Genomic DNA, 14,198 nt, shown 5'->3' with positions numbered 1-14,198 from the left:
TAGCCTGTCCGGACATGACCCCCTCAGGAGGTGACCCATGTTCGGACTCTTCAAGACGGACCCGACCAAGAAGCTGCAGAAGGCCTACGAGCAGAAGCTGGAGCAGGCGATGCATGCCGCCCGCAACGGCGACATGCGCGCCAACGCCTCGCTCACCGAGGAGGCGGAGGCGCTGCGTGCAGAGATCGAGAAACTCAAGAAGGGCTGACGCCGCGCGGGGTCAGAAGGCCCGGGCGGGGGTCGCGCAGCTCACCAGGCGGCAGGGCTCGCTGCCCGGGTTGCGGAAGCGGTGGGGCACGTTGGTCTCGAAGTAGTAGGCCTCGCCGGGGCGGAGCAGGCGGGTCTCGGCGCCGATGGTGATCTCGATCTCGCCCTCCAGCACCACGCCGGCCTCCTCGCCCTGGTGGGCGATCATCTCGCGGCCGGTGTCGGCGCCGGGCGGGTAGGTCTCCACCATGAACGAGAGGGCGCGATCGCGGCGATCGGCCCCCACCAGCTTGTAGATGACGTCCCCCGAGCCCACGTCGGTCAGATCCTCGGCCGAGTAGAAGACCCGGCGGCCGTTCTCCAGGTCCATGGTGAAGAAGTCCCCGACGCTCATGGGAATGGCGTCGAGGATCTTCTTCAGCGAGCTGACCGAGGGGCTGACCTTGCCCTGCTCGATCAGCGACAGGCTGGAGTGGGTCACCCCGCAGCGCTTGGCCAGCTCGCGCTGGGAGATGCCGCGCAGGGTACGCAGCGCGCGCAGCCGCGCGCCCACATCATCTGCCATGCCGTGCTCCCCCTGCCCGGGTAGTGCCTGCGTGCCCGGCCATCAGCAGAGCGCGTCCAGCTTCTCTTTCAGCAGGGCGTTGACCTGCTGCGGGTTGGCGGTGCCGCGGGAGGCCTTCATCACCTGGCCGACGAAGTAGCCGATCATCTTGCCGCGCTTGTCGGGCTCGGCGTCGCGGTACTGGGCCACCTGGGCGGGGCTGTCCGCGATCACCTGGTCGATCATCGCCTCGATGGCGCCGCTGTCGGTGACCTGCTTGAGGCCCTTGGCCTCGATCACCTCGTCGGCGCTCTGGCCCTGGCCGTTCCACAGCGCCTGGAAGACCTGCTTGGCCGCCTTGCCGTTGATGGTGTCGTCCATGACCCGCGCGATCAGCCCGCCGAGCTGGGCGGCCGACACCGGGCTGTCCTGGATCGGCAGGCCCTCGCGGTTCAGGGCGCCGGAGAGCTCGCCCTGCACCCAGTTGGCGGCCTGCTTGGCATCGCCGCAGGCCTCCTTGACCGCCTCGAAGTACTCGGCCATCTCGCGGCTCGCCGAGAGCACGCCGGCGTCGTAGGCGGAGAGGCCCAGCGTGTCCTGGAAGCGGGCGCGCTTCTCGTCGGGCAGCTCCGGCAGGCGGTCGCGCAGGTGGTCCACGTAGGCCTGGTCGAGCACCACCGGCAGCAGGTCGGGGCAGGGGAAGTAGCGGTAGTCGTTGGCCTCCTCCTTGGTGCGCATGCTGCGGGTCTCGTCGCGCTCGGGATCATAGAGGCGGGTCTCCTGCACCACCGTGCCGCCATCCTCCAGCAGCTCGATCTGGCGCTCCACCTCGAAGGCGATGGCGCGCTCGACGAAGCGGAAGGAGTTGACGTTCTTGATCTCGGCACGTGTGCCGAACTCGGCCTGGCCCGCCGGACGCACCGAGACGTTGACGTCGCAGCGCATGGAGCCCTCGGCCATGTTGCCGTCGGAAATTCCCAGGTAGGTGACGATGGAGTGGATCGCCTTCAGGTAGGCGGCCGCCTCCTTGGCCGAGCGCATGTCCGGCTCGGAGACGATCTCCAGCAGCGGGGTCCCGGCGCGGTTGAGGTCGATGCCGGTCATGCCGTGGAAGTCCTCGTGGAGCGACTTGCCGGCGTCCTCCTCCAGGTGGGCATGGTGCACCCGGATGCGCTTGGTGCCGCCGTCGTCCAGGGTGATCTCCACCTCGCCGGGGCCGACGATGGGGTGGTACATCTGGCTGGTCTGGTAGCCCTTGGGCAGGTCCGGGTAGAAGTAGTTCTTGCGGTCGAACACCGAGACTTCGGGGATCTCGGCGTGGATGGCCAGGCCGAACTGCACGGCCATGGCCACGGCGGCCTCGTTGAGCACCGGCAGCACCCCGGGCATCCCCAGGTCCACGGCGCAGGCCTGGGTGTTGGGCTCGGCGCCGAAGGCGGTGGAGGCGCCGGAGAAGATCTTGGAGCGGGTGGCGAGCTGGACGTGCACCTCCAGCCCGATCACGGTTTCCCATTGCATCAGAGGGTCTCCTCGGCGATGGCCGGCCGACGGCGGTGCCAGTCGGTGGCCTGCTGGAACTGGTGGGCGACGTTGAGCAGGCGCGGCTCGGCGAAGTGGGTGCCGAGTATCTGCAGCCCCACCGGGCGGCCCTTGACGAAGCCCGCCGGCACGCTGATGCCGGGGATGCCGGCCAGGTTCACGGCGATGGTGTAGATGTCCTGCAGGTACATGGAGACCGGATCCTTCTTCGCCCCCAGGTCGAAGGCGGGCGTGGGCGAGGCCGGGCCCATCAGCACGTCCACCTCCTCGAAGGCGTCGAGGAAGTCCTGGCGGATCAGCCGGCGCACCTGCTGGGCCTTCTTGTAGTAGGCGTCGAAGAAGCCTTCCGAGAGGGTGTGGGTGCCGATCAGGATGCGCCGCTTCACCTCCTCGCCGAACCCCTCGGCGCGGGAGCGCTTGTAGAGGTCGATGAGGTCCGTGGGGGCCTCGCAGCGGTGGCCGAAGCGCACGCCGTCGTAGCGGGAGAGGTTCGATGAGGCCTCCGCCGGCGCGATCACGTAGTAGGCCGGGATGGCGTAGTGGGTATGCGGCAGGCTCACCTCGCGCACGCTGGCGCCCAGCGTCTCGAAGACGCGGATCGCCTCGCGGGTGGCGGCCTCCACCTCGGGGTCCAGACCGTCGCCGAAGTACTCCCGGGGCAGGCCGATCTTCAGGCCGGTGAGCGGGGCGGCGAGCTCCTCGGTGTAGTCCGGCACGCCGCGGGCCACGCTGGTGGAGTCGCGTGGGTCGTGGCCGGCGATGGCATTGAGCAGCAGGGCGCAGTCCTCGGCGGTGCGGGCCATGGGGCCGGCCTGGTCGAGGCTCGAGGCGTAGGCGATGATGCCGTAGCGCGACACCCGGCCATAGGTGGGCTTGAGCCCGGTGATGCCGCAGAAGGCCGCCGGCTGGCGGATCGAGCCGCCGGTGTCGGTGCCCATCGCCGCCGGCACCAGGCCCGCGGCCACGGCGGCGGCGCTGCCGCCGGAGGAACCGCCGGGTACCGCCGCGGCGTCCCAAGGGTTCTTCACCGCGCCGAAGGCGCTGTTCTCGTTGGAGGAGCCCATGGCGAACTCGTCCAGGTTGGTCTTGCCGAGGCTCACCGTGCCGGCGGCCTTGAGCTTCTCCACCACGGTGGCGTCGTAGGGGGCGACGAAGTTGGCCAGCATCCTGGAGCCGGCGGTAGTGCGCACGCCGTCGGTGCAGAGCAGGTCCTTGATCGCCAGCGGCAGGCCGGTCAGCGGGCCGCCCTCGCCGCGGGCGCGGCAGGCGTCGGCAGCGTCGGCCGCGGCGAGGGCCTGCTCGGTGGTGACGGTGATCAGGCTGTTGAGGTCGCCGTCGAGGCGCTCGATGCGTGCGAGCAGGTGTTCGGTCAGCTCGCGGCTGGTGAACTCGCCCGCGGTGAGGGCGGCGGCGAGTTCGCTCAGTGTCTTGTCATGCATGGGCCGGTGGCTCCGTAAGGCTTGCCGTTGCGATGCAGAGGGGGGAGGGCATGCGGGCGGTCACTCCACCACGCGGGGCACCAGGTAGAGGCCCTGCTCCACCGCCGGGGCGCAGCGCTGGAAGTGGGCGCGCCGGTCGGTCTCGGTGACCTCGTCGGCGCGCAGGCGCTGGGTGGCGTCGAGGGGGTGGGCCAGCGGCGCGACGCCCTCGGTATCCAGGGTCTGCAGCTGGTCGACCATCTCCAGGATGCGGCCGAGGTCCTCGAGATAGTGGGCGGCATCAGCGTCGCTCAGGCCGAGACGGGCCAGGTGGGCGGCCCTGAGAACGTCAGCGTGTTCAAGCGCCATGGTCGGATGTCCTCGGAAGGGGAAACAAAACGCAGAAGGTACCACATCCGGCGCTTCGCGGGCAGGCCCGTGGTGCGCGGTTCCCGGCGGGTCTTCCGCTTGCTGCTGGGGGGCCGCGGTGATACCGTTTGCCTCCGCACAGGGTTCCCGGACTGCACTAGGTAACGACTTCCATGTTCAAACGCTTGAGGGGGCTGTTCTCCAGCGATCTGTCGATCGATCTGGGCACGGCCAATACGCTGATTTACGTGCGCGGTCGCGGCATCGTGCTTGACGAGCCGTCGGTCGTGGCCATCCGCCAGTCCGGCAACATGCGCAGCGTGGCCGCCGTGGGTTCCGATGCCAAGCGCATGCTGGGCAGGACCCCCGGCAACATCACTGCCATCCGGCCGATGAAGGATGGCGTCATCGCCGACTTCACCGTCACCGAGCAGATGCTCCAGCACTTCATCCGCAAGGTCCATCAGAGCACCTTCCTCACCCCGAGCCCGCGGGTGCTGGTCTGCGTGCCCTGCATGTCGACCCAGGTGGAGCGGCGGGCCATCAAGGAGTCCGCCGAGGGCGCCGGCGCCCGCGAGGTGTTCCTGATCGAGGAGCCCATGGCGGCCGCCATCGGTGCCGGCCTGCCGGTAGAGGAGGCCCAGGGTTCCATGGTGGTGGACATCGGCGGCGGCACCAGCGAGATCGCCATCATCTCGCTCAACGGCATCGTCTACTCCGAGTCGATTCGCGTCGGCGGCGACCGCTTCGACGAGGCGATCATCGGCTACGTGCGCCGCCACTACGGCAGCCTGATCGGCGAGGCCACCGCCGAGCGCATCAAGGAGGAGATCGGCTGCGCCTACCCCGGCGGAGAGCTGCGCGAGATCGACGTGCGCGGCCGCAACCTGGCCGAGGGCATCCCGCGGAGCTTCACGCTCAACTCCCACGAGATCCTCGATGCCCTCCAGGAGACCCTGGCCTCCATCGTCTCCGCGGTGAAGAATGCCCTGGAGCAGTCGCCCCCGGAGCTCGCCTCCGACATCGCCGAGCGCGGCCTGGTGCTGACCGGCGGTGGCGCACTGCTGCGCGACCTGGACAAGCTGATCGCCGAGGAGACCGGCCTGCCGGTGATCGTCGCCGAGGATCCGCTGACCTGCGTGGCCCGCGGCGGTGGCAAGGCCCTGGAGATGATCGACCAGCATACCTTCGAGCTGCTTTCCAGCGACTGACCCGGGGCTGACTTTAGGGGAGAACGCCTATCAAGCCGCTGTTCTCGCATGGTCCGCTGCCCGGCTATCGCCTGCTGCTGTGCGTGCTCGCCTCCGCGGCGCTGATGTTCGTCGACACGCGCTTCACGCGCATGGAGGAGATCCGCGCCCAGCTCTCCACGGTGGTGGCGCCCATCCAGTGGGCGGTGAGCATTCCCAGCGACGTGCTCAACTGGGGCTCCCTGGCGCTCTCCGACCAGCGCGCCCTGCTGGAGGAGAATCGGCGCCTGCGTGAGCAGATCCTGACCCTCTCCCACCGCGTGCAGCGCATGGCCAGTCTTACCGCCGAGAACGTGAGGCTGCGCGAGCTGCTGGAGGCCGGCGACCAGAACGACGTGCCCTTCATCACCGCCGAGCTGCTCTCCCTGGACCCGGACCCCTTCGCCCACCAGATGGTGATCGACCGCGGGCGACGCAACGGCGCCTACGTGGGCCAGCCGGTGATGGACGCCTCAGGACTGGTGGGCCAGGTCACGGCGGTGTCGGCCTACTCGAGCCGGGTGCTGCTGCTGGCCGATGCCAGCCATGCGCTGCCGGTGCAGGTCAACCGCAACGGCCTGCGCTTCATCGTCCAGGGCGGCGGCCGCTACGATGCCCTCAACGTGCTGCACGTGCCCGACACCGCCGATATCCGCGAGGGCGACCTGCTGGTCACTTCGGGCCTGGCCGGGCGCTTCCCCGCCGGCTATCCGGTGGCCCGGGTCGCCGAGGTGGTCCATGACCCCGGCCAGCCCTTCGCCCGGGTCACGGCCACGCCGGTGGCCCAGCTGCAGCGGTCCCGCCACTTCCTGCTGCTCTTCCCGCCCCCCGTCCCCGACGTGGACGAGTCGGCCTGGGTGCACGAGCTCACCCCCGAGGCCGTGGAGGCGGCGCGGGCGCTGATCGGCCTCACCCCCGACGAGGAGACCCCCTGATGGCCCCCCCGTCCGCCGCCAACCTGGCCCTGCCGTGGATCTGGCTGTCGCTGCTGCTGGCGCTCTGCCTGCAGGTGATGCCGCTGGCCGATGGCTGGCAGATATGGCGGCCCGACTGGCTCGGGCTGATGCTGATCTACTGGTGCATGAAGGCGCCGCTGCGGGTCGGGGTCTTCCACGGCTTCGTGCTCGGCATCCTGCTCGACCTGATCGAGGGGGCGACCCTGGGCCAGAATGCCCTGACCCTGTCGCTGCTGGCCTTCCTCTGTGCGCTGGTCTATCCGCGCTTCCGCGCCTACTCGCTGGTCCAGCAGGCGGTGCTGATCCTGGTGCTGCTGGGCACCGTCCAGCTGGCCGAGCAGTGGCTGCGCACCCTGCTCGGGCCCTTCTCCATCCACCTCTCCTTCCTGCTGCCCTCGCTGATCGGCGCCCTGCTCTGGCCCTGGCTGGCCACCCTGTTCGAGGCGCTGGGTCGGCGGCTGGCGAGGGAATGACCCGGAGGCCTGCCATGACTGACGCCCCCCGTTCCCCGGTGCTCTGCCTGGCGTCGGCCTCGCCGCGCCGCCGCGACCTGCTGGCCACCATCGGCGTGGCCGTGGAGGTCCGGCCGGTGGACATCGACGAGACGCCGCAACCCGGCGAGCAGGCCGAGGCCTACGTGCTGCGCCTGGCCCGCGAGAAGGCCCTGGCCGGCGCGCGGCTCAGCGCGCTACCCGTGCTGGGCTCCGATACCGCGGTGGTCTGCGACGGCGAGATCCTCGGCAAGCCGGAGGGGCCCGAGCACGCCGCGACCCTGCTGCGTGCGCTCTCCGGGCGCGCCCATGAGGTGCTGACGGCGGTGGCGGTCACCGGGCCTTCGGGAATGCTCGACGCCTGCGTGGCGACCCGGGTCGAGATGCGCGAGATCGCCGACCACGAGATCGCCGCCTACTGGGCCACCGGCGAGCCCATCGACAAGGCCGGCGGCTACGCCATCCAGGGGCTGGCGGCGGTGTTCGTAGAGCGCATCGCCGGCAGCCACTCGGCGGTGGTGGGCCTGCCGCTGTACGAGACCGCCGCGCTGCTGCGCCGCCAGGGCGTCCCGTTGTGGAACGGGGCGCTGCCGAGCGGGCCTATGTCATAATGGCGACAGACTCTCTTGGACAAGGAATTCCGCATGAGCGGTGAAGTACTCATCAACCTGACGCCGATGGAGACCCGCGTCGCCGTGGTGGAGAACGGCGTGCTGCAGGAGGCCTTCATCGAGCGCAGTCGTCGGCGCGGCATCGTCGGCAACATCTACAAGGGCCGGGTGGTGCGCGTGCTGCCTGGCATGCAGGCGGCGTTCGTCGACATCGGGCTGGATCGCGCGGCCTTCATACACGCCCACGAGGTGATGCCCCCCGGCACCCCGGCCGACGAGCAGCTCTCCATCGGGCACCTGCTCCACGAGGGGCAGGCGCTGGTGGTGCAGGTCACCAAGGATCCCATCGGTTCCAAGGGGGCGCGACTGACCACCCACCTCTCGGTGCCGTCGCGCTACCTGGTCTACATGCCGGACGCGCCCCACCATGGGGTCTCCCAGCGCATCGAGGACGACGGTGAGCGCGAGCGGCTGCGCGGCCTGATCGAGGAGGCCCAGGCCCAGCAGACCCTGGAGGTGACCGGCGGCTTCATCGTGCGCACCGCCGCCGAGGGCGTAGGGCTCGACGAGCTCGCCGGGGACATGCACTTCCTGCTGCGCCTGTGGCGCAAGGTCAGCGAGCGCAAGGTCACCGCCTCCGCCCCCAGCGTGATCTACGACGACCTGCCGCTGTTCATGCGCATCCTGCGCGACGTGATGCGCGACGAGATCGAGAAGGTGCGCATCGATTCCCGGGAGAACTACGTCAAGCTGATCGAGTTCGCCGAGGAGTTCATGCCCGATGCCCTGGAGCGCATCGAGCACTACGCCGGCGAGCGGCCGATCTTCGACCTCTACAGCGTCGAGGACGAGATCCAGAAGGCTCTGGGGCGCAAGGTGCAGCTCAAGTCGGGCGGCTACCTGGTCATCGATCCCACCGAGGCGATGACCACCATCGACGTCAACACCGGCGGCTACGTGGGGCATCGCAACCTCGAGGAGACCATCTTCAAGACCAACCTCGAGGCTGCCACCGCCATCGCCCGCCAGCTGCGCCTGCGCAACCTGGGCGGCATCATCATCATCGACTTCATCGACATGGAGGACCCGGAGCACCAGCGCCAGGTGCTGCGCATGCTCGAGAAGTCGCTGGAGCGCGACCACGCCAAGACCAAGTGCACCGGCGTCACCGAACTGGGCCTGGTGCAGCTGACCCGCAAGCGCACCCGGGAGAGCCTGGAGCAGACCCTCTGCGAGGCCTGTCCGACCTGTGCCGGGCGTGGCACCCTCAAGACCCCCGAGACCGTCTGCTACGAGATCTTCCGCGAGATCCTGCGCGAGGAGCGCGCCTACAGCGCCGAGACCTACATGGTGCTGGCGGCCCAGGCGGTGGTGGATCGGCTGCTCGACGAGGAGTCGGCGGCCGTGGCCGACCTGGAGGAGTTCATCGGCAAGCCGATCCGCTTCCAGGTCGAGGCCCACTACTCCCAGGAGCAGTACGACATCGTGCTGATGTGAGCCCATGTCCCCGACGCGTCTGGTATTGCGCTGGAGCCTGTCGCTGGTGGCGCTGCTGCTGGCATCGGTGGCGCTGCTGCTGCTGGCGCTGCGCCTGGCCCTGGGGCTGGCCGACGGCCTGACGCCACGGCTCGAGGCGCTGCTCTCGCTGCGTTTCGGCGCCGAGGTGGAGATCCGCGAGCTCGATACCCGGCTGGTGCGCCTCGACCCCCAGGTCTCCCTGGACGGCCTGGCGATCCATGCCCGACCCGATCGTGTCGCCCTGCCGCTGCTCGAGGTGAGCCATGGGCAGCTGCGGCTGGATACCCTGGCAAGCCTGCGCCAGGGCGTGCCGGTGGTGGAGGATGCCCGCCTGTCCGGCGTGACGATCCACCTCTACCAGACCGAGGCGGGGGGGTGGCACTGGCCCGACCCCGCCGAGCTGCCCCCCGAGCTGAGGCCCCACGGCGACTTCGACCTGGAGCGACTCGACTTCTGGGTCGGGGTGCTGCTGCGCCAGCGCGCCTGGGTCGAGGAGCTGCGCCTGGTGCTGCATGGCCGCGAGCGCCGGGTGGAGCTCGAGGCGCCGCGGCTGCTGATGACCGGCGACGCCCGCCGCGCCCACCTGGAGGGGGAGGTGCGCCTGGTCGGCCAGCGGAACGCCGCCATGCAGGCGGCCCTCGAGGTCCTGCCCGGCCCCTCGGGCTTTCGCGACTTCAACGCCGCGCTGCAGGCCGAGATGAAGCTCGACAGCCTGATAGGCCTGGTGGAGGTGCTGGGCCGCAACGAACCCCTGCGCCTCGACACCGCCAGCGGCGATGCGCGGCTCTGGGGGCGCTGGCACCGGGGCAGCCTGGCCGATGCCCGCCTGGAGCTGGATGTCTCCCGGCTGGCCATGAGCCATGACGACGACCAGGGCGAGCGGCGCATCGTCGCCCTGGACGATCTCGTGGCGCGCGGCCAGTGGCTGCGACGCAGCCAGGGCTGGGAGGCGTGGCTGGAAGGGGACGCCAGCAGTCCCGAGGCGGTGGAGCCCGAGACGCCGGAGGCGCGCTGGGGTCCCCCGCTGCCGCACTACTGGCACTTCACCGGCGGTCCCGAGGGCTGGTGGCTCAATACCAGCGAGTTCGACCTGGGCTCCCTGGCGGCCTGGCGCCACCGGGTGCCGCTGCCGGAGGCGCTGGCCCGCGTCATCGATACCCTGGATCCCCGTGGCCGCGTCGCCGGCTTCGGGCTCGGCCAGCAGGCGGGGCACTGGCTGGCACGCACGGCATTGCACGACGTGGAGGTGTCGCCCTGGCAGCAGGCCCCCGGTGTCGGCCCGCTCGACATGTGGGTCGAGGCGCGTGACCTTACCGGCCGGGTGCATTTTGGCGGCGGCCAGGACTCCGAGCTCCACTTCCCCGAGGTGTTCGCCGCGCCGATGGTCCTCGACCATGCCGCCGGCCAGGTGAGCTGGGCCTATGACGGGCCGCGCAGCATGGTCAGCGGCCGCGACCTGCGGGTCGGGTGGAACGGGGCCGAGGTAGAGGGCGGCTTCGGGCTCTCGACGGGCCGCGGCGCGCGGGGTGGCTTCGGGCTGTCGCTGGGCTTTCGCGACGTGGATGCCGTTGACACCCCGCTGGTGGACTGGCTGCCGGTGGCGATCCTCGGCGAGGACCTGCTCGACTGGCTCTCGGCCGGCGTGGCCGGACGCGTCCCGGCGGGCTCGCTGCGGCTGCATGTGCCCCTGGCCGGCGGGGCGAGCCGCCTTCCGCCCTCGTTCGGCCTGGAGCTTGCGATCGAGGAGGGGCGCCTGCCCTTCGCACCGGAGTGGCCGGCACTGGAAGGCGTCGAGGGGAGCCTGAGCCTGCAGGACACCACCCTCGAGGCCCGCGTCGATCGGGCGGAGAGCCTCGGGGTCGAGGCCCGCGATGGTCGGGCCACCCTGGTCGATCAACGGCTGTCGGTCAGCGGTGACCTCTCGGCCTCGGCCGAGGCGCTGCGCCGCTACCTGCTGGCCATGCCGGTGGAGGGGATCGAGGCGGTCGCCGACTGGCAGGGCGAGGGCTCGGCCAGCGGCGCGCTGGCGCTCGAACTGCCCCTCGGCGGAGACGATGCCCTCGGCGGAGACGATGCCGAGCCCCTGGCGCTCGAGATCGCCGCCGAGGCCGCCTTCCCGCGCCTGGCGTACCGGCCCCTGGGGCTGGTGTTCCGTGACCTCGAGGGCCCGCTGATCTGGCGCCAGCAGGGCGAGGCGGGCGGCCTCGAGGGGCGCGTGGAGGGACGCCTGCTGGGCGGCCCCGTGCGGGCCGACATCGACACCCTGGCCGGCGGGCTCGACCTCGCCGGGAGCGCCGAGGGGGCCGCCCTGGCCGACTGGGCCGAGAGCCCGGCCCTCGACGAGCGACTCCGGGGGCGCTTTCCCTGGCAGGGGCGCCTGGCCATCGGCGATGCCGGCAGCAGCTTGCGTCTCGACAGTGCCCTGGAGGGGCTGGCCATCGACCTGCCCGCGCCGCTGGGCAAGGCGGCGAGCGAGCGACGCGCGCTGAGGCTCGATGCCGACCTGACCGCCGGCCGATTCGAGGGACGGCTGGGCGACGCCCTGTCGCTGCGCTGGCGAGAGCGGGCTGGCGCCGGCCAGGGCCAGCTCTGGCTGGGCCGGCCGCCCACCCCGGCGTGGCCCGAAGGCGACGGCTGGTGGGTGGAGGCCTATCAGCCGCGGCTCGACCTGGCCGAGTGGGGCGGGGCACTGTCGGGCCTGGCCGGGGGCGCCGGCGGCGACGGCCTGGCCGGCACCCTGCGTCAGCTGCACCTCGAGAGCGACTGCCTGTGGCATGACGGCCGCTGCCTGGGCTCGCTGCGGGTCGAGGGGCGACCCCAGGCCGGCGGCGGCTGGCGCCTGGCCCTCGACGGCAGCCTGCTGGCGGGCCATCTGGACTACCGCCCGCAGCTCGCCGAGCCGCTGGACATCGCGCTGATGCGGCTCTCGCTGGATGGCCTGGTGCCCGATGCGGGGACGGCGGGGACGCTGCTCGACGAGATCGCCACGCCGCCGGATCCGGCGCCGCTCCCGGCCTGGGTGGCCGAGCTGCCCCGGGGGCGGCTGAGGATCGCCGACATCGAGCACCGCGGGCAGCGCTTCGGCCCGCTCACCGCCCGCTGGCAGGGTTCGCCGCAGCGCCTGACCATCGCGCCGCTGGGGCTGACCCTCGGCGAGGTCTCGGCCCGGGGGGAGCTGGTGTGGGAGGCCGCGGGGCCGGCCGACAGCCTGACCCGGGCACGCCTGGACCTCGATGGCCGCGACCTGGGCACGCTCTTCGAGCGGCTGAGCCAGCCGGCGGCGATCCGCAATCGCGAGACCCGGGTGACCAGCCAGCTGGCCTGGCCCGGGGCGCCCTGGCAGTTCGCCCTGGAGCGTTCCCGTGGCAGCATCGAGGTGCGGCTGCGCGACGGGCGCTTCGTCAACATCGACTCGCCCTCGGCGCGGCTGGTCGGGCTGATCAACGTCGACAACCTGCTGCGCCGGCTGCGCCTGGACTTTTCCGATGTCACCGGCCAGGGCACCGCCTTCGATCGTGTCACCGGCGCCGCGACCCTGTATGGTGGCATTCTGGAGACGCGCGGGCCGGTGGAGATCGAGGGGCCGGCCACTCGCTTCACCCTGGACGGTCGCGTCGACCTGGCGCGGCGGGAACTCGACCAGCGGCTGAGCGTCACAGTGCCGATCAGCCGCAACCTGCCGCTGGCGGCGGTGATCGCCGGCGCCCCGGTGGTCGGCGGCGCCCTGTTCATCGCCGATCGGCTGTTCGGTGACGCCATCGACAGCGTGACTCGAATTCATTATCGCGTGCGGGGTCCCTGGACCTCGCCGCAGATCTCCGTGGAAAGTGCCGAATGACATCATCGCAACGTTCCCTGCTCGAAGACGCCGCCGACATCCTGCTCGCCCCGGGCGGGCTCGCCCTCGACGACCTGGACGGCGGCCTGGCGGCCGCCCTGGGGGCGGGCATCGACTATGCCGACCTCTACTTCCAGCGCAGCTGGCACGAGGGCTGGGTGCTGGAGGATGGCGAGGTCAAGGAGGCCAGCTACAACATCGACGGCGGCGTCGGTGTGCGCGCCATGGCCGGCGAGAAGACCGGCTTCGCCTATTCCAACCAGATCACCGGCGAGGCCCTCGCCGAGACCGGGCGCACCGCCTCCGGCATCGTGCGCAGCGGCAGCCGCCTGGCGGTGGCGCCGCGGGTGGTGGTGAGTGCCGACGGTCGCTACGGCGGCGTGGACCCGCTCTCCGGCCTCAGCGCCGAGGAGAAGATCGCCATGCTCAAGCTGGCCGACCGGGTGGCCCGGGCCGCCGACCCCTCGGTCAGCCAGGTCAGCGCCTCGCTCTCCGGGGTCCACGAGGTGGTGCTGGTGCGGGCCAGCGACGGCACCCTGGCGGCGGACATCCGCCCGCTGGTGCGCTTCAATGTCAGCGTGATCGCCGTCCGCAACGGGCGCCGGGAGCGCGGCAGCGCCGGGGGCGGCGGCCGCTACCCCATGGCGCGGCTGCGCGACGACAACGTGGCCGAGCGCTTCGCGAAGGAGGCGGTACGCCAGGCGCTGGTCAACCTGGAGGCGGTCGACGCCCCGGCAGGCCAGCTGCCTGTGGTGCTGGCCCCGGGCTGGCCCGGCATCCTGCTCCACGAGGCGGTGGGCCACGGCCTGGAGGGCGACTTCAACCGCAAGGGCAGCTCGGCCTTCGCCGGACGCATGGGCCAACGGGTGGCGGCCAGGGGGGTCACCGTGGTCGACGATGCGACCCTGGCCGACCGGCGCGGCTCGATGAGTATCGACGACGAGGGGACCCCGGGGCAGTACACCCCGCTGATCGAGGACGGCATCCTCACCGGCTACATGCAGGACAAGCTCAACGCCCGCCTGATGGGCATGGCGCCCACCGGCAACGCCCGCCGCGAGTCCTTCGCCCACCTGCCGATGCCGCGCATGACCAACACCTACATGCTGGCCGGGCAGGACGATCCCGCCGACATCCTGAAGAGCGTCAGGCGTGGCCTCTACGCCGTGAGCTTCGGCGGCGGGCAGGTGGACATCACCTCGGGCAAGTTTGTCTTCTCGGCGAGCGAGGCCTACCTGATCGAGGACGGCCGGATCACCGCCCCGGTGAAGGGCGCGACCCTGATCGGCAACGGCCCCGAGGCCATGGGCCGGGTGTCGATGATCGGCCACGACATGGAACTGGATGCCGGCATCGGCGTCTGCGGCAAGGAGGGGCAGGGCGTCCCGGTGGGCGTCGGCCAGCCGACGCTGAAGCTGGACGAGCTGACGGTGGGGGGCACTGCCTCGTAGGCGTCGACACGGTAGGAGGCCAGCTCC

12 protein-coding genes are annotated in these 14,198 nt (G+C 71.2%); 8 read left to right on the top strand and 4 right to left on the bottom strand.

What is annotated here, in order from left to right; translation table 11 throughout:
* Positions 1-37 precede the first annotated feature (37 nt).
* Positions 38-208, top strand: a complete 171-nt coding sequence (locus NFC98_RS11940; RefSeq protein WP_183330050.1) for a DUF6435 family protein — start codon at positions 38-40, stop codon at positions 206-208.
* 12 nt (positions 209-220) lie between these two features.
* Here the strand turns inward: NFC98_RS11940 and NFC98_RS11935 are convergent, their stop codons facing one another.
* Genes NFC98_RS11935 through gatC form a run of 4 tightly spaced genes read right to left on the bottom strand, consistent with a single transcriptional unit; the run spans position 221 to position 4,077 of the window.
* A complete protein-coding gene (locus tag NFC98_RS11935) occupies positions 221-772 on the bottom strand; it encodes a cupin domain-containing protein (RefSeq protein WP_254275181.1) in 552 nt (183 codons plus the stop codon).
* A 42-nt stretch (positions 773-814) separates the two neighbouring features.
* The gene (gene gatB / locus NFC98_RS11930) at positions 815-2,269 is read right to left on the bottom strand and encodes an Asp-tRNA(Asn)/Glu-tRNA(Gln) amidotransferase subunit GatB (protein ID WP_254275180.1); all 1,455 of its coding nucleotides are present in this window, start codon (positions 2,267-2,269) and stop codon (positions 815-817) included.
* Complete coding sequence (gene gatA / locus NFC98_RS11925; protein ID WP_254275179.1) at positions 2,269-3,729, bottom strand: Asp-tRNA(Asn)/Glu-tRNA(Gln) amidotransferase subunit GatA; 1,461 nt, start codon at positions 3,727-3,729, stop codon at positions 2,269-2,271. Before gatA ends, gatB begins: the two co-directional genes overlap by 1 nt.
* A 60-nt stretch (positions 3,730-3,789) precedes the next feature.
* The gene (gene gatC, locus NFC98_RS11920; RefSeq protein WP_254275178.1) at positions 3,790-4,077 is read right to left on the bottom strand and encodes an Asp-tRNA(Asn)/Glu-tRNA(Gln) amidotransferase subunit GatC; all 288 of its coding nucleotides are present in this window, start codon (positions 4,075-4,077) and stop codon (positions 3,790-3,792) included.
* Positions 4,078-4,250: 173 nt separating this feature from the next.
* Between gatC and NFC98_RS11915 the strand changes: the two genes are divergently transcribed.
* The 7 genes from NFC98_RS11915 to tldD are packed head-to-tail and all read left to right on the top strand — an operon-like array spanning position 4,251 to position 14,171.
* Complete coding sequence (locus NFC98_RS11915; RefSeq protein ID WP_183330055.1) at positions 4,251-5,288, top strand: rod shape-determining protein; 1,038 nt, start codon at positions 4,251-4,253, stop codon at positions 5,286-5,288.
* Between the two features lie 29 nt (positions 5,289-5,317).
* Positions 5,318-6,241 (top strand): rod shape-determining protein MreC, encoded by a 924-nt coding sequence (gene mreC / locus NFC98_RS11910; RefSeq protein WP_302055111.1) that lies wholly within the window; start codon positions 5,318-5,320, stop codon positions 6,239-6,241.
* Entirely contained in the window at positions 6,241-6,735 is a 495-nt protein-coding gene (gene mreD / locus NFC98_RS11905) for a rod shape-determining protein MreD (RefSeq protein WP_183330056.1), read from the top strand. The genes mreC and mreD overlap by 1 nt, the downstream gene beginning before the upstream one ends.
* Before the next feature lie 14 nt (positions 6,736-6,749).
* The gene (locus NFC98_RS11900) at positions 6,750-7,364 is read left to right on the top strand and encodes a nucleoside triphosphate pyrophosphatase (protein WP_254275176.1); all 615 of its coding nucleotides are present in this window, start codon (positions 6,750-6,752) and stop codon (positions 7,362-7,364) included.
* Positions 7,365-7,397: 33 nt separating this feature from the next.
* Complete coding sequence (gene rng / locus NFC98_RS11895; protein WP_254275175.1) at positions 7,398-8,861, top strand: ribonuclease G; 1,464 nt, start codon at positions 7,398-7,400, stop codon at positions 8,859-8,861.
* A gap of 4 nt (positions 8,862-8,865) precedes the next feature.
* Positions 8,866-12,720: a YhdP family protein gene (locus NFC98_RS11890; RefSeq protein WP_254275174.1), complete on the top strand. Its 3,855-nt coding sequence runs from the start codon at positions 8,866-8,868 to the stop codon at positions 12,718-12,720.
* Entirely contained in the window at positions 12,717-14,171 is a 1,455-nt protein-coding gene (gene tldD / locus NFC98_RS11885) for a metalloprotease TldD (RefSeq protein WP_183330060.1), read from the top strand. The genes NFC98_RS11890 and tldD overlap by 4 nt, the downstream gene beginning before the upstream one ends.
* The last annotated feature ends 27 nt before the right edge of the window (positions 14,172-14,198 follow it).

This window comes from Halomonas sp. 3H, from assembly GCF_024206005.1.
In the GTDB taxonomy this organism is placed as follows: domain Bacteria; phylum Pseudomonadota; class Gammaproteobacteria; order Pseudomonadales; family Halomonadaceae; genus Halomonas; species Halomonas campaniensis.
Note: the sequence above shows the minus strand (reverse complement) of the source record. Positions and strands in the feature narration are given on the sequence as shown.

Excerpts from the sequence above, each read along its gene's own strand:
- NFC98_RS11900 (WP_254275176.1), top strand. The coding sequence starts at position 6,750 with ATGACTGACGCCCCCCGTTCCCCGGTGCTCTGCCTGGCGTCGGCCTCG.
- gatB (WP_254275180.1), bottom strand. The coding sequence starts at position 2,269 with ATGCAATGGGAAACCGTGATCGGGCTGGAGGTGCACGTCCAGCTCGCC.
- NFC98_RS11935 (WP_254275181.1), bottom strand. The coding sequence starts at position 772 with ATGGCAGATGATGTGGGCGCGCGGCTGCGCGCGCTGCGTACCCTGCGC.
- NFC98_RS11940 (WP_183330050.1), top strand. The coding sequence starts at position 38 with ATGTTCGGACTCTTCAAGACGGACCCGACCAAGAAGCTGCAGAAGGCC.
- tldD (WP_183330060.1), top strand. The coding sequence starts at position 12,717 with ATGACATCATCGCAACGTTCCCTGCTCGAAGACGCCGCCGACATCCTG.
- NFC98_RS11890 (WP_254275174.1), top strand. The coding sequence starts at position 8,866 with ATGTCCCCGACGCGTCTGGTATTGCGCTGGAGCCTGTCGCTGGTGGCG.
- mreD (WP_183330056.1), top strand. The coding sequence starts at position 6,241 with ATGGCCCCCCCGTCCGCCGCCAACCTGGCCCTGCCGTGGATCTGGCTG.
- rng (WP_254275175.1), top strand. The coding sequence starts at position 7,398 with ATGAGCGGTGAAGTACTCATCAACCTGACGCCGATGGAGACCCGCGTC.
- gatA (WP_254275179.1), bottom strand. The coding sequence starts at position 3,729 with ATGCATGACAAGACACTGAGCGAACTCGCCGCCGCCCTCACCGCGGGC.
- NFC98_RS11915 (WP_183330055.1), top strand. The coding sequence starts at position 4,251 with ATGTTCAAACGCTTGAGGGGGCTGTTCTCCAGCGATCTGTCGATCGAT.
- gatC (WP_254275178.1), bottom strand. The coding sequence starts at position 4,077 with ATGGCGCTTGAACACGCTGACGTTCTCAGGGCCGCCCACCTGGCCCGT.